Source organism: Pontixanthobacter sp., assembly GCF_049682855.1.
Taxonomy (GTDB): domain Bacteria; phylum Pseudomonadota; class Alphaproteobacteria; order Sphingomonadales; family Sphingomonadaceae; genus Pontixanthobacter.
The window spans coordinates 1-19,716 of the sequence record NZ_JBAUIK010000008.1; the positions used below are offsets into that span (position 1 = coordinate 1).

The following is a 19,716-nucleotide window of genomic DNA, read 5'->3' on the forward strand; positions in this document are numbered from 1 at the left end:
GTTAAGCCCTGAAAGAGAACGGAAAAGAAGAGCCGAGACAATAGTTTGGAGAACCAATGTGAGTCCTCAAAATTTGCCATTTTCTTGTTATATTTCAATAGCTTAAGTCGATGGTGCCCAGAAGAGGACTCGAACCTCCACATCCTTGCGAATACATGCACCTGAAGCATGCGCGTCTACCAATTCCGCCATCTGGGCACCGGAGCAAGACGCGCGTAGTGCGGCGTCTTGTGATAGGAGCGCGCCGATAGCTGGGGCGGCGCGTCTGTGTCAACGTAAATGCGACTCTCTTGCGCGGCTCAATGCGCGGCCCAATCCGCGGCGCGGTGCGCGGCGCGGTGCCGTATCCGGGAACTGTTGCAGCGCGCGGGGGATTACGGCATGGGGCACGCATATGAGATGCGGCGCTGGCGGCGCTATTGAAAGAGCAGGTTTCAGGCATGGCAGGCAATAAGAATTTTGACGGTAAACTGGTCGTCATGGTTGGCGGCAGCGGCTATTTTGGCAGCCATATTGCCCAGGACCTGCTGAAGCGCGGGGCGCGGCTGCGGATTGCCAGCCGGAACCCGGAAAAAGGACTCAAGCTGAAACCGCTCGCCAATCTGGGGCAGTTGCAATTTGCCCGCTGCGATGCGACCAATCCCGGCAGTGTTTCCGCCGTCATGCAAGGCGCCGATCTGGTGATCAATCTGGTTGGCAGTTTTGATGGCGATCTGATGCAGCTGATCGGCAAGGGGGCGGGCAATGTCGCACAGGCTGCGGCTGCGGCCGGGGCCTCTGCTATGGTCCATGTCAGCGCAATTGGTGCAGATGCCGAGAGCGAAGCGGAATATGCGCAGGCCAAGGCGCTGAGTGAGCGGCTGGTTCATGACGCCTTCCCCAAAGCGGTTATCCTGCGCCCATCCATCCTGTTTGGTGAGGAGGACGCGTTTATCAACATGTTTGCAGGCATGATCCGCATGTTGCCCGCCTTGCCGGTATTTGCGCCCCATGCACCGATGCAGATGATGTGGGTTGATGATGCCGCCGATGCGGTTGTGACGGCGCTGGCCAACCCGGCCAAGCATGGCGGCAAGACCTTCGAAATCGCCGGGCCAGAACCGATTACCATGCTCGAACTCCACCAGAAAATTGCCGATGCGCAGGGGCGCACCCGCGGATTTATCGAAATGCCCGACACGGTTTCGGGCCTGTTTGCTGCGATGCCGCTGACCCCGATGGGTCGTGACCAGTGGATTTTGCTGAAAGCAGGCAATGTCCCGTCTGGCGATTACCCCGGCATGAAGCAGCTGGGTCTGGACCCGAAACCGCTTGATCTGTTTCTCGAGCGATGGATGAAGCGGTACCGCAAATATGGCCGCTTCACCGTTTCCAAATAAAGACTAAGCAGCCGTGCCGCCGCCCCCTGTTTCGAGTGCGGGAGCGGCATTGGCCGCAACAGCTTCCACTGTCAGAATTGGTCCCTTGGTGGCGGTGATGACAACGCGGGTGCCCACCGCACAGTCCGCACCTCGGCCAATCCATTCGCTGTCGCCCAGCTTCACGCGGCCCTCGCCGCCCTCAATTGCCTGCACCACAACCGCGCTTTGACCGATCAGGCTGCCGCCGCGATTGTTCAGCATCGGGTTGGAGCTTTCAATCGGGCGGTCGCGCAAGAACCGCTTGGCGGAATAGGCCGCGATCAGAGCCAGAAAGACGAAATTGATGACCTGGTAGGTCGTGCCCCAATCGAGCACGAATGTCAGCGCGCCGGTGGCGATCGCAGCGACAGCCAGCCAGATCAGATAGACACCCGGCACCGCAAGTTCGAGCGCAGCGAGCGTCAGCCCCGCCGCCAGCCACGCCCACGCCGCGCCCAGATCACCAAAGAAATCCATCAGCTGTTCCCGGTGCTGCGCGGGACGGCCGCGCGCGGTTTGCTTGGCGCGATCGGCGTCCCCGATCCGCCCATTTCGCCCGACACCGCATCCTTGACCAATTCGCCAATTCCGCCGAGCGAACCGATCAGCTGGGTGGCCTCGACCGGGAACAGGATTGTCTTGGCATTGGGACTGTCGGCGAATTTACCGACAGCTTTGGTATATTCCTGCGCGATGAAGTAGTTGATCGCCTGACTGCCCGAACTGGCAATCGCGTCGGATACCATCTGGGTCGCTTTCGCTTCTGCCTCTGCCGCACGTTCGCGCGCTTCCGCATCGCGGAACTGTGCTTCGCGCTTGCCTTCTGCTTCCAAAATCGCCGATTGCTTGCGCCCTTCCGCGCGCAGAATGGAGCTGGTTTTGTCGCCTTCAGCCTCCAGAATTTCCGCACGCTTCAGACGTTCTGCTTTCATCTGGCGCGCCATCGCCTCGGAAATATCGAGCGGCGGGCGGATATCCTTGATCTCTACGCGCGTGATCTTCAGGCCCCAGGGCGATGTCGCCTGGTCGACCACGCTGAGCAGCCGCGCGTTGATCTCGTCACGTTTGGACAATGTCTCGTCCAAATCCATCGAACCCATCACGGTGCGCAGATTGGTGGTCGTGATCGCCATGATCGCGCCGTAGAGATTGGACACCTCATACGCCGCCTTGTCTGCTTCCAACACTTGGAAGAAGACCACCGCATCCACGCCAACCATCGCATTATCGGCGGTGATGATTTCCTGCCCGGGGATATCCAGCACCTGTTCCATCATATTGATCTTGTGGCCAATGCGGTCAACAAACGGGATCAGAAAATGCAGGCCCGGTTCCGCTGCTGTCGTGAACTTGCCAAGCCGCTCAATCGTATAGACAAAGCCCTGCTTGACCACGCGGACTGTCGAGAACAGCACCGCGACCAGCAGCGCGACCATGAGGATAAGAATGACGACGTCCATTGTATTCTCCGCAGGGGGGTTACTTTCTGGCCATAAGACTAGCGCGTGACGGCGCCGCTGTGAAGCGAAACCGGTTTTGCGCAGCGGGGAGTTTCGCCGCATCGCGGTACAAGCCCCGCAGGAATGGCCCGTGTTGGGATAGGACGCTCAGGACATTTCTCATAGCTGTGACCTTTCACGTTAAATAGCTGCAATTCAACCACATATGCCGCCAAGGCGCGGTGGTAGTGTGACCTTTGGCGGCAACTGCCCGCACCGGCCCGCCCGTCATGCTAAAAGGTTTTTGGCGGCGCGTACCCATGCCCCGCAATAAGGCAGAAAATCGGCATGTAGGACAGCGCCAGATCAAAGACGGCCCGGCCCCTGAGGCTAGGCCGCATTCGCCGCCAGACGCGATGCCTCGCGGAATGAGACCAGCCGCCGCTGGCCTTCATCCCATAGCGCCAGCCGCAACGTGCCAAAGGTTTGAAACATTGTGAAACGGTTCATATGGCGCAGAGCGGGATAGGCTCTGAGCACTTCGGGTAGCCGGTAAAACGGGATCCGGCTGGAGAGATGATGCACGTGATGAATGCCGATATTGCCAGTGAACCAACGCAGGATCAGTGGCAATTCCAGATGCGAGCTGCCCATCAGCGCGGCGTTGTGAAACGACCAGTCCTTGCCTTCGTCCCAATGGGCATTTTCAAACTGGTGCTGGATGTAGAACAGCCAGACCCCGGTCGATGCCGCAGTCAGCAATACGGGGAAGAATACCAGCGACACGGCCAGCAACCCGAATTGCCAGACGAGCGCCGCCAATATCACGCCGGTGACGATGTTCGTCGCCATCGCGCTGATCCAGTATGTCCAACCTTCCTTCATCAGCCCGACGGGCAAGCGGTGGCGCAGCAGGAACAGATAGGCTGGCCCAGCACCCAGTAAAATCAGCGGGTGACGGTACAGCCGGTATAGTGACCGCTGAACAGGTGTGAGCGCGTGGAATTCGCGCACTGTCAGCGTGTCCACATCGCCCGATCCGCGCGCATCCAGATTGCCGGTGGCGGCATGATGCAGCGCGTGCGACCGCTTCCAGCAATCATAGGGCGTAAATGTAAACACGCCGAGCATCCGCCCGGTCCAGTCATTGCCAAACCGGCTGGGCAGGAACGCGCCGTGGCCGCAATCATGCTGAATGATAAACAACCGCAGCAGCAGCAATCCGGCCAGCGGAGTGAGCGATAATGCCAGCCAGTGGCCCGCCGCCACAGCAGCGAGCATAATGCCGAACAGGCCGACAAATGGCAGGAACGTTACCGCCAGTTCCCACATGCTGCGGCCCGGACGCGATTGTTTGAACGCTTTCAAATCGCGCATCAGCTGGCGCGGATCGAACGGCATCTCGGGGGCATCGGTTGGGTCGGGCATCAGTGTCCTTCGCGCGAAGCGATTACGTGGCAGGTATTGCGGAATGAGGCAGTATGACGCAGCATTACGCCGTAGCGATCATTCCGCCATCGAGCACGATCGTCTGGCCGGTCATCCACGATGAGGCATCGCTGGACAGGAAAATCGCAGTACCGGCAATATCTTCCGGTTTGCCCATCCGCCCGCGCGGAATCTTGCTGAGCGTGAACTGCGTCATCGCGTCATTTTCGACGATTTGCTTGGTCATATTGCTGGGGAACAGGCCCGGTGCGATAGCATTCACATTGATCCCGCTGCTGGCAAGGTCCGCGCCGAGATGCTCGGTCAAATGGATCACGGCAGATTTGCTCGCGGAATAGGCATAGGTCGGCATGCCCGAATTGCGGATGCCATTGATCGAGGCGATGTTGATGACGCGCGCAGGATTGTCCTTGCTGCCAGCCGCTTTCAGCAAAGGCAGGAATTTCTGGGTCGCGAAGAAAATCGATTTGATATTGATGTCCATCACCTTGTCCCAGCCGCCTTCGGGAAATTCTTCAATCGGCGCGCTCCAGTTGGAACCGGCATTGTTGATGAGAATGTCGATCTTGCTTTCATGCTTGGCAATCTGTGCGGCGAAGCTCTCGATCCCCTCGACACTGGCCATATCGCCGGGAATGGCGGTGCAATCGCCATATTGTGACAGCTCCTGCGCCATCGCATGAAGCCGCTCTGCCTTGCGCGCGGTTATATAGACCTTCGCGCCGTTTTCCAGCAGGCCGCGCGCCATCATCGCGCCGATGCCGCTGGAACCGCCAGTGACTACCGCGACTTTGCCGGCCACGTCGAACAGGGTTTTCATCGTCATTGAGAATGTCCAATCGGTCTTGCTGTGTGAACAACGGGGAAGGTCTGATTATAATGCAGCGCCATACAGGCGCAGCAGGTCAGCCCAAGCTTTCTCAGCCGCCGCTTCTGCGTAAACCGGCGAGTCGGGCACTGTCCAGCCGTGATCACCGGCATAGACTTCGATCTGTGCCGTCCGGCCAGCCGCTTTTGCGGTTTTGGCGAGCACAGTCTTCTCCTGCGGTTTTTCCGCATCATCATCCTGCGCGATAGCGATCAGCAATTGCGCATCCATCGTATCGAACAGCTGATGCGGGCTCATCAGATTATCCTCGCGCACCAGACCCCCGCCGTGGAAACTGGCAGCCGCCTTGACGCGGCCTGGTACCGCCGCAGCGGTCCACATCGTCAGCGGACCGCCCATGCAATAACCCTGCACGCCGATACCCTTGCTGGTATCCACACCGTCCTGCGCATCGATCCACGCCACCGCTGCTTTACCGTCACGCATAATGGCCATCGGAGTATGTTTCTGCCGCATTTCGCGCGCGATCGGCCAGCCGTCATTGCCCGCGAAATCGGCAAAATCGGTCCAGATCTCGCCCGCACGGTCGCGGTAATAGGGGTTGAGAACCAGCACCGCATAGCCGCGCCCGGCCAGCCGCCGCGCCATGTTGCGCTTGCTTTCGCGCAGACCCGCAATATCCGGCCACATGATCACCGCTGGCGACGGTCCGCTGGCGGGGACCACCCAGAATGCGTCCATCGTGCCATCGGCGGTATCAAAAGTGACGCTGCTTTCGCTCATTGCCGGCAAGCTGACGCCTTCGCCCGTAGTGTCATCCATCGGGCCAGCCATCGGGGCACAGGCCGCAACCGCCATTCCGCCGCCAAGCAGACCCGCTTTCACCCCAAACTGTCGGCGGTTGAGGCTTTCTTTGGCCCAGCGGGTGATTTTGGCTTCGTCGCACATCGGTGATCTCCTTCAATGTCCCGCCCACCATGCTGCGCCGCGCGCGCATCCGCAAGTGGCAAGGGCGACAATTGTGCGGCGGCATGGTGCGCCGGCATGGTACGCCGGCATGGTGAGCGATTGTTGCCCCGAACGGGCATATAGACTCTGCTGCGGCTTTGCGGCACATAAATGCGCACCGGCGACTGAATACAGCGCCGGATTTGAACCAGTTCCTTGGGAGAGGGTACCGCATGAAAAACGCCGCACTGGCCGCGCTGGCATTATTGACCGCCACCGGCGCGCTGACATCCTGCAATGATGCCATGAGCGAGAGCGGCATTGATGCAAAGCGGCTGCTCTTAGCGCAAAGCGATGATGCCAACTGGCTGACTTACGGGCGCAATTACGAAGAACAACGGTTCAGCCCGCTGGAGCAGATAAACACCGAAACCATTGGCGATCTGGGCCTGGCATGGTCTGCCGATATGGATACCGCACGCGGTCAGGAAGCAACCCCGCTGGTGATTGACGGCGTCATGTATTTCACCACCGCGTGGAGCAAAGTGAAAGCGTATAACGCCGCCACTGGCGAGGAATTATGGAGCTATGATCCCCAAGTTCCCGGCGAAACCGCGGTCAAGGCCTGCTGCGATGTGGTCAATCGCGGACTGGCGACATGGGGCGATCATCTGTTCCTCGGCACGCTTGACGGCCGCCTCGTCAAATTGGAGCGAGACACCGGTAGTGCCGTGTGGGAGAAACTCACTGTCGATCAGGACAAAAGCTATACCGTAACCGGCGCACCGCGCGTGATCGACGGCAAAGTGCTGATCGGTAATGGCGGCGCGGAGTTTGGCGTGCGCGGATATTTTGCCGCCTATGATGCGGGCAGCGGCGATGAACTGTGGCGGTTCTACACCGTACCCGAAGGCAATGAAGATGAAAGCTCCCCCGAATATCTGCAAAAGGCCGCAGCGACATGGTCGGGCGATGTGCTGGGCAGCGAAAACGGTATTGGCGGCGGCGGCACCGTATGGGATGCGGTGGCCTATGATGCGGAGCTGGACCTCCTTTATATCGGCGTCGGCAATGGCTCCCCGTGGAACCGCGCGTACCGCAGCCCAGGCAAGGACGGCACCGGCGAAGGCGATAATCTATACCTCTCCAGCATCGTCGCAGTGCGCCCTGAAACCGGTGAATATGTCTGGCATTACCAGACTACACCGGGCGAAACATGGGACTTTACGGCAACCCAGCACATCATGCTGGCCGATCTTGAGATTAACGGGACCGAGCGCAAAGTTTTGATGCAAGCGCCCAAAAACGGCTTTTTCTATGTGCTTGACCGCGAAACAGGCGAATTCATCAGCGGTGACCCTTATGTGCCGGTGAACTGGGCCACCGGCATTGATGATAATGGCCGGCCGCTTGAAAACCCCGAAACGCGGATCGACAAAACCGGCAAGCCGGCAATCGTCGCCCCCGGCGCATTGGGCGGCCATAATTGGCACCCGATGGCATTTCATCCCGGCGAAGGTCTGGTCTACATCCCCGCCTTTGAAGCCGCGATGGTCTATGCCCCAGAAGCAGACTGGAAACCCGATACCAATCGCGGCTTCAATGTCGGGTTCGATCTGGCCGCAGGCGATTTACCGCCGGATGAAGGCTTCCGCCGCGAAGTTGCCGGAACGCTGAAAGGCACTCTGGTGGCGTGGGATCCGGTCGCGCAAAAACCGCGCTGGACTGTCGAGCATGAAGGGCCGTGGAATGGCGGCCTCCTTGCCACCGGTGGCGGCCTGGTGTTTCAAGGCACAGCGGGCAGCGAATTTAACGCATATAATGCGGCCACTGGCGACAAGCTCTGGAGCTTTGCCGCGCAAACCGGCGTCGTTGCCCCGCCGATCACCTATACGGTGGATGGCGAACAATATATTGCGGTCCTCGCCGGTTGGGGCGGCGCATACGCGATTACTGTCGACGGCGATCTGCTCAACCGCAAGGCACCGGTGCGCAATGTCAGCCGGATGCTGGTGTTCAAAATTGGCGGCACGGCAGAATTACCCGCCGAGGTTGAAGTCGCCAAAATCCCGCTCGACCCGCCGCCCAGCCGCGCCTCTGCCGAGGTGATCGCGGCAGGCGGCAAAAGCTATGCCCGCTATTGCGCGGTATGCCATGCACCGGGCGCGGTTGGTTCGACTGTCCTGCCCGATCTGCGCCGCAGCGGGACTTTGGACAACAAAGCCCTGTGGCAAAGCGTGGTCCATGACGGAGTGCTAAAAGACAACGGCATGGCCAGCTTCTCCGGCTCGCTAACGCCCGACCAGATCGACGCAATCCGCGAATGGGTGATCTTCCGCGCCAATCAGGACAAAGTGATGGCAAGCGAGCAGTAAGCTCGGCACGGCTTCACGGCCAGATATTCACGATAATAGAGGCGGGCCGGTGCACTATGCAGCGGCCCGTTTCGCGTCGGCGTCCGTCTCCTAAGCCCCTATTGAGCACCGACGGGCAGGCTAGTCCCGCGATAGGAAATGATGGTCTCGCCCTGCCACTCATAGGCGATGGCGTAAAAACCGGCTGCTTGCCAAGATTGAAGGACTGCGTCCGCTTCATTACCGAAAATTTCAGCACGTGTAATTATGGACGCATTTCCAATTGAACCCGATTCTGACAGCCCACCAACATTAGCTCCATATCCTCGATTGTAGGAATCTAGAGCCAAAAGCGAAAGAAACACGTCGCTGTTCATCATAGTTTGTACGCCTCAGTTGAAAAGTTGCTTAAGCCAATATCAGTGAGAGACTCATCGTATCCTGGAGCAGCTTCATATCGGCCATTTGAGTTTTCTATCATCGGAATTAAGCCTCCACCTGATTGAGCTTGCTTACGAAACCACCCCAACCTTTGCGCAATACCAGTAGTGACCGGAGCATCGGTCATCTGCACAGTGATGCGTTTGAGCGAAGTGCCATCACCAAAGCTGGCCGCCAGATCATCGGGGTCCACCTGCGCCACGCTGGTGGGATCAGACAGATCGCCAAAGGTCACCAGCATTGGATAGGCCTTGCGGTTTCTGATATGGCCGCGATTGCGATAATAGCGCGGCAGCTCGATCTCTCGCGTGCGCTTTAGCATATCCTCAAAAGTCGCCTCGTAATTCTTGCCATCGCTCGACCTGACAGAGGGGGTCAGCAAAAACATAACCTGCTTGGCCCAGTCTACCTCACTCTCTGACCGCAGCAGTGCAAACAGCGTCTGCCCATCACCCACATCAACCGCCACCGCTTCCCCGCGTAGGCGCTGGCTCACCCGCCCCGGCGTTGGAATAGAATACTCGCCCGCAATACTGGTCTGGACCTCAATCACGCTGGACCCGGTTTTGAGACCATCCGGCGTCTCCACCTCCACCGTAAGCCGGTACCGGTAGTCGGGTGTAGAATCCGCCAAAGCATCGCAGCCCGAAAGGGCAAAGGCAGTACATAGAAGAACAAGCAGTCTTTGGATCATTTGCAAAGTATTAGATCAAGTATTTGAATAAACCTCTAACTCCTATTTTCCTACTTAGTACCGCGCGTTTACTGAGTGCGAATGCTCTACCCCCTCTCAAAATCCGGCGTTCTGGCGTGTTTTTGTGGGCCGCATGACGGGTGCAGTATTGTTACCCTTGGACTGTGTCCCACCTGTCCCTTTCCTACAGCTTTTGTCAGGGTTCGCGGCGTGAAGCTGAACATCAGTCAGAGCTTCGTCGACAAGCTACTGCCCCAAACCTCGCAACTGCTCAGCAAAATAGTCATTGAGCGGCCCAATATGGGGACATCCCTTCCCTGTACCTTCGCGACTCACATCTGCCACGCTACTCACCTCGTGTGAACACCACCATCATCATTGGCGAAGACCGCAGCGGGCAGCCGTGCACCATTGATATGGAAGAGCTGCTGGCTACCCGCTTGTTAGTTCAGGGCAATAGCGGATCGGGCAAATCGCATTTGCTGCGCCGCTTGCTCGAAGAAAGCGCCGATATGGTGCAGCAGGTGGTGATCGACCCTGAAGGCGACTTTACCTCGCTCGCGGATATATTCCCGCACATCGTGATCGACGGCGCGGCGCATTCTGCGCCCGAGATCGAGGCGCTGGCGCGGCGGGTACGTGAACACCGCGCATCGGTTGTGCTGGCTCTCGAAGGGCTCGATGTCGAACAGCAAATCCGCTGTGCCGCGCAATTTATCGGCGCGATGTTTGATGCCCCGCGCGAGCATTGGTACCCCGCTTTGGTGGTGGTGGACGAGGCGCAAATGTTCGCCCCCGCCGTTTCTGGCGAGATTAGCGAAGACACCCGCCGCCTATCGATGAATGCCATGACCAATTTGATGTGCCGCGGGCGCAAGCGCGGGCTGGCGGGGATCGTCGCAACGCAGCGTCTGGCGAAGCTGGCCAAGAATGTCGCGGCGGAAGCCTCCAACTTCCTGATGGGGCGCACGTTTCTTGATATTGATATGATCCGCGCGGCGGATTTGCTGGGCATGGAACGGCGGCAGGCAGAACATATTCGCGATCTGGATCGGGGCAGTTTTCTGGGCCTTGGTCCGGCGATTGCGCGCCGCCCGCTTTCGATCCATATTGGCCCCACCCGGACGGGCACGGGCCGCAATGCGAGCGGATTGATGCCTCTGCCGCAAGCGAAACCGGCAGAGATGGAAGCCCTGCTCCATGCCGAACTGGAGCAGGAGGCCGCGCCGCCGCCCGTAGAGCGCCCAGTACCGCAGCACCCTGCGCAAAGCCTGTCACGCAATCTCGATATTCTGGATGCGCCGCCAGAACCGGTCGAGGCTACGCCAGCAGAAAGTGGCGGGTCCGCATGCGATGACATGCCATCGCAGCACGATATTATCCGCACCGCTTTGCGTGCGCTCGCCGCCGATCCGGACAGCACCTATCAATCGGCATCCGGCCTGTTCCAGTCCTTCCTGACGCGGTGCCGCGCAGCGGGCGCACATGCGGCGCATATAGACATGGAGCAATTCCGGCGTGACTTCGCTTTCGCTCTGGCGCGGATCGACCGGTTGGATGCAGCGCAGCAGCGCACCGCCGAGCATATGGCAGCAGATGTCGATAGCGATATTCTCGCGCCCTATCTGGTTATTCTCCGGTCCGCTTTTGAAGGCAGGCATGCGCCTGATGATGACGAGCTGGCCGCCGCCTATGGCACCAGTTCGCCCGGCCGTATCCGCCGCTTGCTCGACCATATCGAAACGCTGGGGCTGATCGTCATTCGCGAGGAATATGGCGGCGGACGCACCCTGCTGGTTCCCGGAATAGAGACCGCCGCCGCAGCACAAACTGCTTAGCGCCGCATCCTGCGCGTGGTACGTTCCGCGCTGCAACGAATCGCGGCCTGATGCATTGGGTAACAACAGGCAAACGCATATGCTCGGCGCCCCTGCCCGGGCAGACTAGATCGGAGAGAATAATGACCACCACATATCACAACCTTATTAACGGCGAGATGGTCAGTACCGCTGGCACAATGGAGGTGCTCAACCCCGCCACCGAACAGGTCATCGGCCTTGTCCCGTCCTGCGGGGCGGAAGAGCTGGACCGCGCCGTTGCTGCTGCGCGCGCAGCATTCAAGACATGGTCTAAAACGCCGATTGATGAGCGCCGCAAAGTGATCCAGGCGATGTCCGCCGCGATCAAGGAAAATGCCGAAGAGCTGTACCGTTTGCTGACCAGCGAGCAGGGCAAGCCGCATGATCAGGCCAAGAGCGAGATTTACGGCGCAGCAGGCATGATGGCAGGGCAATCCACGCTCACTCTCGAAGATGAAATCAACGAGGATAGCGATACCCGCCTGTCGCGCACCCGCCGCGTACCGGTGGGCGTGGTCGGCGGCATTGTGCCGTGGAACTTCCCCGTCATGATGGCGATGCAGAAAATCGCGCCCGCCATGCTCAGCGGCTGCACCATCGTGCTTAAGCCTTCCCCGTTTACTCCGCTGGCGACATTGCGCGTTGCGGAACTGATCAAGGACATCGTCCCTGCTGGCGTGGTCAATATCATTACCGGCGAGGATACGCTTGGCCCGCTCATTACCGAGCATGAGGGGATCGACAAGATCACCTTCACCGGCTCCACCGCCACGGGCAAGAAAATCATGGAAGGCGCGTCAAAAGATCTGAAGCGCATCACCTTGGAACTGGGCGGCAATGATGCCTCTATCGTCCTGCCCGATGCCGATGTCGAAAAAGTCGCCGAGCAATTGTTCTGGTCCAGCTTCAGCAATGCAGGCCAGGTCTGCATTGCGGCCAAGCGCGTCTATATCCACGAGGATATTTATGACGAGCTATCCGCCGCCATCGCCGAAGTGGCAAAAGGTGTGAAAGTTGGCGATGGCAGCGAGCAGGGAACCGGTGTCGGCCCGATCCAGAACAAGAAACAGTTCGAGCGGGTGTGCGAGCTCATCGAGGACGCCAAAACCAATGGCTATAAATTCCTGGTTGGCGGCGATGTTGACCCCTCTGGCAGCGGTTATTACGTGCCGATCACCATTCTCGACAATCCGCCCGAAGATGCGCGGATCGTGGCCGAGGAACAGTTTGGTCCGGTCATGCCGTTGATGAAATTCAGCACCGAGGATGAAGCGATCGAGCGCGCCAATGCCTCCCAATACGGGCTGGCCGGTGCAGTGTGGACCGGCGATCCCGAAAACGGCGTGAAAGTCGCCGAACAGCTGGAAACCGGAACAGTCTGGGTCAATGAATATATGCACCTTTCCCCGTTCGCCCCCTTCGGCGGCCACAAACAATCGGGCTTCGGCGCCGAATATGGCAAGGAAGGCCTGCTCGAATTCACCTATCCGCAAGTGATCACCGTGAAGAAAAACGCAGCGGTGTAACGTGCTTGTTTTCATCTGAAATGATGGGGCGGTGTTCTGCAAATGATGCCGCCCTTTTCATATCCTCTGCCCAAATTAAAACACCAGATTTGCTAGCAACCGCCCGGGCAGCAGCGCGAACAACCCGGCGATGACAAGCCCGACATACAGTCCGCGCATGGTCGCTTCATGACTGGCGACATTTCCCGTGCGCGCGGCATGGACAGCCCACGGAATACTGATCAGCGTAAGCACTGCGAAAGCGTGGATGAAGCTGTATCCGCTGCCTGCAATGCCTGTGCCCGGCCTGCCGATCCAGAAACTGGTGATGGCTGTGACCACCATCAAAACGGCGTAGGTGCGGCCCAAAACCTTATGCAGCCGATCGCCTTTCTTACGCGCGAGCAGCATGCCCCCGATCACCAGGCTCGGCAGCACAGTGGCCAAATGGATCACGATCGGTATAGTCACAGCTATATTGTCTGCAGTCTCTCCGTCCGCCTGCGAATAGGCAGCGAAACCGCCAGTGAAGCCGGAGAGAACAGTCAGCAGAAGCGTGATGATAACCGTTATCACCGCTGTTATCCAGACGCCGGGTCGCCCTCGTCTTTGTGAACCACCGGCTTTGTGCGTGCGCGCGAAATTGTTTCCATTCTTCATATATCATTCCATCTTGGCAGCGTTGAGAATTGCCGACATGATGGTGATCGTGATAACTGGCTCAACTCAGACTACGCGAATGGCCGCGCTGATACGCGGGCGGAGCAGCACATTTACCACTCGCCCATTCACGAAGCGGCAAAATATGGACCGGATGCGATGGATCGCCCGCTAACCAATTATATCGCCGAGATAGGTGTGATAGCTCTGGCTGGCTTAGGGCTGGCTTTGCTCGGTCCATTTGGCACCGATGCTTTGCCTCTTGGCGTCCGGTTCCTGTACTGGATTGGCGGGTTGATAACCGCTTGGGCTGTGTTTAGATTGATCGTAATTGCGATGCGCGAAGTTACTCAGCTGTTGGGGATTTCGGACATATTTTCCTACCTGCTCGCGACCCCTTTGCTGGGCGGTCTGATCCTGATTGTGCAAAGCTGGCTAGCACACGGTTCACGATCGAGTCTTGTTCAGGCGGAATTATCCATCTGGAGCTATCTCCAGACACTCGGATTGGGTTTGGTATTTTTTGTATTATTCTGGCTGATCTATTACCGCGCGGCCAATCATTCTGCGCGGGCGAATACTGCCCGGCCTAGTGACGAGAATGCTCGCACCAAACCAGCGGGGCTTTCAAACACACTATTGCATCGAAAACTGCCTGCCGGTTTTGGACCGATTGTCGCGCTGTCAGTTGAGGATCATTATATCCGCGTCCACGCTTTCCAGCATAGCGTACCAGCGTACAGCGAAATGTTGCTGATGAAACTGTCTGACGCGATCGCGCTGATCGGCCGCGATACCGGCCTGCAAACCCATCGCAGTTGGTGGGTCGCGCAGCCCGCAGTATTCGGCCATACCCGCAACGGGCGCAATATTACTCTTACGCTACCTTGCGGAATAAAGGCCCCTGTATCCAGACGAAACGTGGCCAAGGTCCGCGCGGCAGGCTGGCTGGATTAACGCGTTACAATTTCATTCTCGCGCTTTGTCCGTCATCCACTTTGATAATCGCACCGGTCACGCATTCGCTCGCCGGGCTGACCAGATAGAGCAATGTCGAATCCAATTGCGCCGCCACCGGCACGCGCCTTCGGGCAACATGCTCGCTCGGGTCACCAATGCGGGCGAACATCCCGTCGGTCATTTCGGAAACAAACATGCCCGGCGCAATCGCGTTGACGTTGATACCCGCATAGGCCCATTCCACGCTCAGCGCCTCGGTCATGCGGGCAATCGCGCTTTTGGTGACGGCATAGAGCGCCGCACCGCCGCCATCATAACGGTAATGCGCGGCCGAGCTGATATTGACGATATTGCCGGGCGTCCTGGCATTGATCAGCCGCCGCGCGACTTCGCAGGATAGCAGCCACGGTGCCCGCAGATTTACGCCGAGCACCTGATCGACCAGCGCGGCCGGCATTTTATGCGCGCGCATTGCATCGGGCATGCCGGCATTATTGACCCGAATATCAACCGGGCCCAGCGCAGCCTCCGCCGCATCCACAGCACCCACCAAGGCATCTGCATCCAGCGCGTCCATCGGGACGGCAATCGCCGTGCCGCCCGCACCGGTGATTGCCGCCACCAGCGCATCCAGCCGGTCCGCCCGCCGCGCACATAATGCGACCGCTGCCCCTTGGCTTGCCAGAACACGCGCAAAGCGTTTACCAAGCCCAGAGGAAGCGCCGGTAACCAGAGCCACCCGCCCGCAAAGATCGGCGGAAATATTGGGCATCGGGTAATCGCTCATGCCGGTATCTTTCTGTGTCTATCCACCGAATATAACGGTGCGCCCACGGTTTAGCAGAACGCGTTCTTCCAGGTGCAGGCGGACGGCCTCCGCCAGGACGCGGCTTTCGATATCGCGGCCTTTGCGGACCAGATCATCGGGGCTGCTCCCGTGAGAGATCGCTTCCACCGATTGGTGAATAATCGGCCCCTCATCCAGATCGGCAGTGACGTAATGGGCGGTTGCACCAATCATTTTCACCCCGCGCGCATGGGCCTGGTGATACGGCTTGGCCCCTTTGAAACCGGGCAGAAAACTGTGGTGGATATTGATGCAGCGCCCGGCAAAATGCGCCGCCTGTTCGTCCGACAGGATTTGCATATAACGCGCCAGCACGACCAGCTCCGCACGCGTTTCTGCGGCTATTGCGCGCACCTGCGCTTCCTGATCCGCCTTGGTCTGGCGCGTCACCGGCAGATGGTGAAACGGCAGACCAGAAAGATCGGTATGGCTGATCGCTTCGGCGGGATGGTTGGAAATGATTGCCACCGGATCCATCGGTAATTCGCCAATCCGCCAGCGATAGAGCAGGCTGGCAAGACAATGGTCAAATTTGCTGACCATGATCAGCACCCGCCTCGGCCGGTCGCGCAAACCGAGTGTCCACTGCATCCCGAACGCGTCTGCGATTGCCGCGAAATCTGCACGCAATGCGCGCCGGTCGGCGCCCCCCGGGTCAAATTCCACGCGCATGAAAAACGCATCGCTGGTCTGGTCGTTAAATTGCTGCGCCTCCAGCACATTGCCCCCGCGCTGGAACAGAAAATTGGTCACCCGCGCGGTGATACCGGGCTGGTCTGCGCAGGACAGAGTAAGGATAAGCGGCTGGGTCATGCTGCAAATTGCGCGCTTAGCTGCGGCGCAGCGCCGCTTCGCTTTGGGTCATGAGTTCCTGCATGATATCCGCCACCGGCTCTTCGGTTTTGAGCATGCCCACCGATTGCCCGGCCATGATCGACCCGCTTTCCACATCGCCCTCCACGACCGCGCGGCGCAAAGCGCCCGCCCAGAAATGCTCGATCTGCAATTGCGCCTCACCCATTTCGATCTCGCCCGCATCGAGCATTTTCGCGACTTCGATCTGTTTGGCGGTAAATTCCTCCGAACCTCTATTTTTCAGCGCACGCACCGGAATAACCGGCAGGCGCGGGTCGACCTGAACACTGCTGACGGCATCGCGGGCATTGGCGCGGAAAAATGCCTTCTTGAAATTTGCATGGGCGATGCTTTCTACCGCGCAGGCAAAGCGCGTACCCAATTGCACCCCCACCGCGCCCATTTCCAGATAGCTGGCAATCGCCTCGCCCCGGCCAATGCCGCCAGCGACAAACACCAGATGATCCTCGGCCAGAGCGGGCAGAAATTCCTGCGCCAGAACGCTGGTCGAAACCGGGCCGATATGGCCGCCCGCCTCCATCCCCTCGATCACCAGAGCATCACCGCCGCTGCGCAGCAGCTTTTTCGCCAGCGCCAAAGTCGGTGCGAATACGATGACTTTGGCACCGAACGCCTTGATCGCCTCGACACTGCCTTTGGGCGGAATGCCGCCAGCCAGCACCACATGCGTAACCCCGTGTTTCGCGCAGACCGCTATCAGATCGGGCAATTGCGGATGCATGGTGATCAGATTCACGCCAAAAGGTTTCCCGGTCAGCGCCCTGGTGGCGGCAATTTCCGCATCGAGCAGATCGGGAGTCATTGCGCCGCAGGCAATCACCCCAAAACCGCCCGCATTGCTGATTGCCGACACCAGCTGGCGTTCGGAAACCCAGCTCATTGCACCGCACAGGATCGCATAGTCAGTGCCGAGAAAATCGGTTCCGCGTTTCATCAGTCTGGCTGTGCTTGAAAAATGGCTCATAGTGGCTCCGCATAACGTATCCCGCGCTGTACGGCCTACCCGTGGCAGGGGCAAGAACCCGTGTCGCGGGATCACGCCCGATAAATCGCTTTAGTCGATCATACTAATGCTATTAATCGGTTCGCTAAATGGAAAGAATCGCGCTATCACGGGTTGGTATAGTGCGAAAATTCTAACAGGAGTCCATAATGGCAGAAGCAGATCCACAAATTTCAGGGTGCCCGTTCAGCGCGGCCAAGGGGGAAGTCCGTAACCTTCACGGCCGGACCAACAAAGACTGGTGGCCAGATGCCGTTCAGGTAGACGTTTTGCGCCAGAACGGCGGATCGGTCGATCCGCAAGGCGATGATTTCGATTATGCCGAAGCGTTCAATGCGATCGACTACACAGCATTGAAAGCCGATCTGACCGCTTTGATGACCGATGACCAGCCCTGGTGGCCCGCAGATTACGGCCATTACGGTCCGTTCTTCATCCGTATGGCATGGCACGCAGCCGGCACTTACCGTACCGGCGATGGCCGTGGTGGTTCAAGCAGCGGTCAGCAACGCTTTGCTCCGCTCAACAGCTGGCCGGATAATGGCAACCTCGACAAGGCACGCCGCCTGTTATGGCCGATCAAGCAGAAATACGGCAAGCATATCAGCTGGGCTGATCTGTTCATCCTGACCGGCAATGTTGCCATTGAAAGCATGGGCGGACCGGTGTTTGGTTTTGGCGGCGGCCGCAAGGACGTGTTCGAACCTGAAACCGTCTATTGGGGTACCGAAGAGCTGTGGGTGGATACAGGCGCGGAAACCCGTATCCAGCCGGACAAGGAGTGGGAGATCGAAGGCCCGCTCGCAGCCATTCAGATGGGCCTGATTTACGTGAACCCAGAAGGGCCGGGCGTTAACCCTGACCCGCTGCTGTCGGCACGCGACATGCGCGAGACATTCGCCCGGATGGCGATGAATGACGAGGAAACCGTGGCGCTGACCGCGGGCGGCCACGCATTCGGCAAGGCGCATGGCGCGAAACCATCCGACAGTTTCGGCGAATCGCCGGAATCAGAGGCGTTGGCGCTTCAGGGGTTCGGCTGGCTGACCGATGAAGAGGAAATCGGCAAAGGCCATATCACGACATCTGGTATTGAAGGCCCGTGGACGAACACACCGACAAGCTGGAACGGCGATTATTTCCGTCTGCTGATGGATTATGACTACGAGCTGGTGCATTCGCCAGCCGGTGCCCAGCAGTGGCAGCCGATCGGCCAGAAGGAAGAGGACATGGCGCCGGACGCACGCGATCCGTCGAAGAAGGTCCCGACCATGATGACAACGGCGGACATGGCGCTGAAAATGGATCCGGAATATCGCAAGATTTCCGAACGGTTCCGTAATGACCAGGCGGCGTTGGATGATGCCTTTGCCCGGGCATGGTTCAAACTGTGCCACCGCGATATGGGGCCAAAAGCCCGGTATCACGGTCCTGAAGTACCCGAAGAAACGCTGATCTGGATGGACCCGGTTCCGGCAGGCAGCGTGCCATCGGATACCGCAGTCGCAGATTTCAAAGCCAAGGTTCTGGATAGCGGCCTGAGCATTGCCGGGCTGGTGAAAGCCGCTTGGGCATCGGCATCAACCTATCGCAATTCGGACCACCGCGGCGGTGCCAACGGTGCCCGCGTTCGTCTGGCCCCGCAAAAAGGCTGGGCTGCGAATGATCCGGAAGAGCTGGACAAAGTGCTCACCGCACTGGACGGTATTCGGGGCGATCTGTCGATGGCGGATGCGATTGTTCTGGCTGGTGCCGCAGCGATCGAGAAAGCCGCCAGCGATGCAGGAAGCAGCGTGTCGGTAAATGTGACGACCGGCCGCGGCGATGCGACTGACGAGCACACCGATGCGGAAAGCTTCGAACCGTTGGAGCCGTTTGCCGATGGTTTCCGCAACTATCTCAAAAGCAAAGCCAGCGTGAAGACGGAAGAATTGCTGGTGGACAAGGCGCATCTGCTGGGCCTGTCGATGCCTGAAATGACTGCGCTGGTTGGCGGCATGCGGGCACTTGGCGCGGTGGCGGGTAATACCGGCCACGGCGTGTTGACCGACCGTGCAGGCCAGCTGACGACAGACTTCTTCGTGAACCTGCTCGATATGGGCAATAAATGGGAAGTGGTTGACGATAGCGGTGACGAGGAATTTGTCGGCCGCGACCGCGCGACCGGCACCGAGAAGTTCCGGGCAACCCGGACTGATCTAGTCTTCGGTTCCAACTCGCAATTGCGCGCGCAGGCTGAAACGTTTGCGGAAAGCGGCAATGAGCAGCTGTTCCTTGATACATTCGTATCCGCATGGACCAAAGTGATGGATGCTGACCGTTTCGACATCGCCTGAACGGCGATCAAAACTGAACCCGTAACGGGTCGCAAGGAGCCTCCCCCTAGTCCGCTATGGGGAGGCTTTTTGTCACAAGCGCCATCAACACCAGCCGTCGCGCTTTGGCTTTGGCG

The 19,716-nt window shown here is 58.9% G+C and carries 17 protein-coding genes and 1 tRNA gene; 6 read left to right on the plus strand and 12 right to left on the minus strand.

What is annotated here, in order from left to right; genetic code table 11:
* Positions 1-111 precede the first annotated feature (111 nt).
* Positions 112-198: transfer RNA gene (locus WA922_RS03765), tRNA-Leu, on the minus strand.
* A gap of 242 nt (positions 199-440) precedes the next feature.
* Between WA922_RS03765 and WA922_RS03770 the strand changes: the two genes are divergently transcribed.
* The gene (locus tag WA922_RS03770; protein WP_424770343.1) at positions 441-1,379 is read left to right on the plus strand and encodes an NAD(P)H-binding protein; all 939 of its coding nucleotides are present in this window, start codon (positions 441-443) and stop codon (positions 1,377-1,379) included.
* 3 nt (positions 1,380-1,382) lie between these two features.
* Here WA922_RS03770 and WA922_RS03775 read toward each other — a convergent pair whose 3' ends face one another.
* The 5 genes from WA922_RS03775 to WA922_RS03795 form a co-directional block, all read right to left on the minus strand.
* Positions 1,383-1,877 (minus strand): NfeD family protein, encoded by a 495-nt coding sequence (locus WA922_RS03775; protein WP_424770344.1) that lies wholly within the window; start codon positions 1,875-1,877, stop codon positions 1,383-1,385.
* Complete coding sequence (locus WA922_RS03780) at positions 1,877-2,860, minus strand: SPFH domain-containing protein (protein ID WP_424770345.1); 984 nt, start codon at positions 2,858-2,860, stop codon at positions 1,877-1,879. The genes WA922_RS03775 and WA922_RS03780 overlap by 1 nt, the downstream gene beginning before the upstream one ends.
* A 369-nt stretch (positions 2,861-3,229) precedes the next feature.
* Positions 3,230-4,267 (minus strand): fatty acid desaturase, encoded by a 1,038-nt coding sequence (locus WA922_RS03785; protein WP_424770346.1) that lies wholly within the window; start codon positions 4,265-4,267, stop codon positions 3,230-3,232.
* Between the two features lie 64 nt (positions 4,268-4,331).
* A complete protein-coding gene (locus tag WA922_RS03790) occupies positions 4,332-5,114 on the minus strand; it encodes a glucose 1-dehydrogenase (protein ID WP_424770347.1) in 783 nt (260 codons plus the stop codon).
* A gap of 48 nt (positions 5,115-5,162) precedes the next feature.
* A complete protein-coding gene (locus WA922_RS03795; protein ID WP_424770348.1) occupies positions 5,163-6,065 on the minus strand; it encodes a dienelactone hydrolase family protein in 903 nt (300 codons plus the stop codon).
* Positions 6,066-6,298: 233 nt separating this feature from the next.
* Between WA922_RS03795 and WA922_RS03800 the strand changes: the two genes are divergently transcribed.
* On the plus strand, positions 6,299-8,440 hold the full coding sequence (locus tag WA922_RS03800; protein WP_424770349.1) for a PQQ-dependent dehydrogenase, methanol/ethanol family: 2,142 nt from the start codon (positions 6,299-6,301) through the stop codon (positions 8,438-8,440).
* A 98-nt stretch (positions 8,441-8,538) separates the two neighbouring features.
* On the opposite strand, the gene WA922_RS03805 is transcribed toward WA922_RS03800, so the two are convergent.
* Together WA922_RS03805 and WA922_RS03810 are read right to left on the minus strand one after the other, a co-directional pair.
* Positions 8,539-8,799: a hypothetical protein gene (locus tag WA922_RS03805; protein WP_424770350.1), complete on the minus strand. Its 261-nt coding sequence runs from the start codon at positions 8,797-8,799 to the stop codon at positions 8,539-8,541.
* Positions 8,796-9,554 (minus strand): hypothetical protein, encoded by a 759-nt coding sequence (locus WA922_RS03810; RefSeq protein ID WP_424770351.1) that lies wholly within the window; start codon positions 9,552-9,554, stop codon positions 8,796-8,798. The genes WA922_RS03805 and WA922_RS03810 overlap by 4 nt, the downstream gene beginning before the upstream one ends.
* Positions 9,555-9,913: 359 nt before the next feature.
* Here WA922_RS03810 and WA922_RS03815 point away from each other — a divergent pair, with 359 nt between their 5' ends.
* Together WA922_RS03815 and WA922_RS03820 are read left to right on the plus strand one after the other, a co-directional pair.
* Positions 9,914-11,392, plus strand: a complete 1,479-nt coding sequence (locus WA922_RS03815; RefSeq protein ID WP_424770352.1) for a helicase HerA domain-containing protein — start codon at positions 9,914-9,916, stop codon at positions 11,390-11,392.
* Positions 11,393-11,514: 122 nt separating this feature from the next.
* Complete coding sequence (locus WA922_RS03820; RefSeq protein WP_424770353.1) at positions 11,515-12,939, plus strand: aldehyde dehydrogenase family protein; 1,425 nt, start codon at positions 11,515-11,517, stop codon at positions 12,937-12,939.
* Between the two features lie 75 nt (positions 12,940-13,014).
* On the opposite strand, the gene WA922_RS03825 is transcribed toward WA922_RS03820, so the two are convergent.
* Positions 13,015-13,494 carry a DUF2306 domain-containing protein gene (locus WA922_RS03825; protein WP_424770354.1) on the minus strand — a complete coding sequence of 160 codons (480 nt, stop codon included), beginning with the start codon at positions 13,492-13,494 and terminating at the stop codon, positions 13,015-13,017.
* A gap of 243 nt (positions 13,495-13,737) precedes the next feature.
* Between WA922_RS03825 and WA922_RS03830 the strand changes: the two genes are divergently transcribed.
* On the plus strand, positions 13,738-14,535 hold the full coding sequence (locus WA922_RS03830; protein WP_424770355.1) for a LytTR family DNA-binding domain-containing protein: 798 nt from the start codon (positions 13,738-13,740) through the stop codon (positions 14,533-14,535).
* Between the two features lie 4 nt (positions 14,536-14,539).
* On the opposite strand, the gene WA922_RS03835 is transcribed toward WA922_RS03830, so the two are convergent.
* Genes WA922_RS03835 through WA922_RS03845 form a run of 3 tightly spaced genes read right to left on the minus strand, consistent with a single transcriptional unit; the run spans position 14,540 to position 17,225 of the window.
* Positions 14,540-15,325, minus strand: a complete 786-nt coding sequence (locus WA922_RS03835) for an SDR family NAD(P)-dependent oxidoreductase (protein WP_424770356.1) — start codon at positions 15,323-15,325, stop codon at positions 14,540-14,542.
* Positions 15,326-15,343: 18 nt separating this feature from the next.
* Positions 15,344-16,198: a formyltetrahydrofolate deformylase gene (gene purU, locus WA922_RS03840; RefSeq protein ID WP_424770357.1), complete on the minus strand. Its 855-nt coding sequence runs from the start codon at positions 16,196-16,198 to the stop codon at positions 15,344-15,346.
* A gap of 16 nt (positions 16,199-16,214) precedes the next feature.
* On the minus strand, positions 16,215-17,225 hold the full coding sequence (locus WA922_RS03845) for an NAD(P)H-dependent flavin oxidoreductase (RefSeq protein ID WP_424770358.1): 1,011 nt from the start codon (positions 17,223-17,225) through the stop codon (positions 16,215-16,217).
* Between the two features lie 188 nt (positions 17,226-17,413).
* Between WA922_RS03845 and katG the strand changes: the two genes are divergently transcribed.
* Positions 17,414-19,600, plus strand: coding sequence for a catalase/peroxidase HPI (gene katG / locus WA922_RS03850; RefSeq protein WP_424770359.1), 2,187 nt, complete (start codon positions 17,414-17,416; stop codon positions 19,598-19,600).
* Positions 19,601-19,716: the final 116 nt, after the last annotated feature.

Coding starts and splice junctions, on each gene's coding strand:
- WA922_RS03770 (WP_424770343.1), top strand. CDS start 441: ATGGCAGGCAATAAGAATTTTGACGGTAAACTGGTCGTCATGGTTGGC.
- WA922_RS03775 (WP_424770344.1), bottom strand. CDS start 1,877: ATGGATTTCTTTGGTGATCTGGGCGCGGCGTGGGCGTGGCTGGCGGCG.
- WA922_RS03780 (WP_424770345.1), bottom strand. CDS start 2,860: ATGGACGTCGTCATTCTTATCCTCATGGTCGCGCTGCTGGTCGCGGTG.
- WA922_RS03785 (WP_424770346.1), bottom strand. CDS start 4,267: ATGCCCGACCCAACCGATGCCCCCGAGATGCCGTTCGATCCGCGCCAG.
- WA922_RS03790 (WP_424770347.1), bottom strand. CDS start 5,114: ATGACGATGAAAACCCTGTTCGACGTGGCCGGCAAAGTCGCGGTAGTC.
- WA922_RS03795 (WP_424770348.1), bottom strand. CDS start 6,065: ATGTGCGACGAAGCCAAAATCACCCGCTGGGCCAAAGAAAGCCTCAAC.
- WA922_RS03800 (WP_424770349.1), top strand. CDS start 6,299: ATGAAAAACGCCGCACTGGCCGCGCTGGCATTATTGACCGCCACCGGC.
- WA922_RS03805 (WP_424770350.1), bottom strand. CDS start 8,799: ATGATGAACAGCGACGTGTTTCTTTCGCTTTTGGCTCTAGATTCCTAC.
- WA922_RS03810 (WP_424770351.1), bottom strand. CDS start 9,554: ATGATCCAAAGACTGCTTGTTCTTCTATGTACTGCCTTTGCCCTTTCG.
- WA922_RS03820 (WP_424770353.1), top strand. CDS start 11,515: ATGACCACCACATATCACAACCTTATTAACGGCGAGATGGTCAGTACC.
- WA922_RS03830 (WP_424770355.1), top strand. CDS start 13,738: ATGGATCGCCCGCTAACCAATTATATCGCCGAGATAGGTGTGATAGCT.
- WA922_RS03835 (WP_424770356.1), bottom strand. CDS start 15,325: ATGAGCGATTACCCGATGCCCAATATTTCCGCCGATCTTTGCGGGCGG.
- purU (WP_424770357.1), bottom strand. CDS start 16,198: ATGACCCAGCCGCTTATCCTTACTCTGTCCTGCGCAGACCAGCCCGGT.
- WA922_RS03845 (WP_424770358.1), bottom strand. CDS start 17,225: ATGAGCCATTTTTCAAGCACAGCCAGACTGATGAAACGCGGAACCGAT.
- katG (WP_424770359.1), top strand. CDS start 17,414: ATGGCAGAAGCAGATCCACAAATTTCAGGGTGCCCGTTCAGCGCGGCC.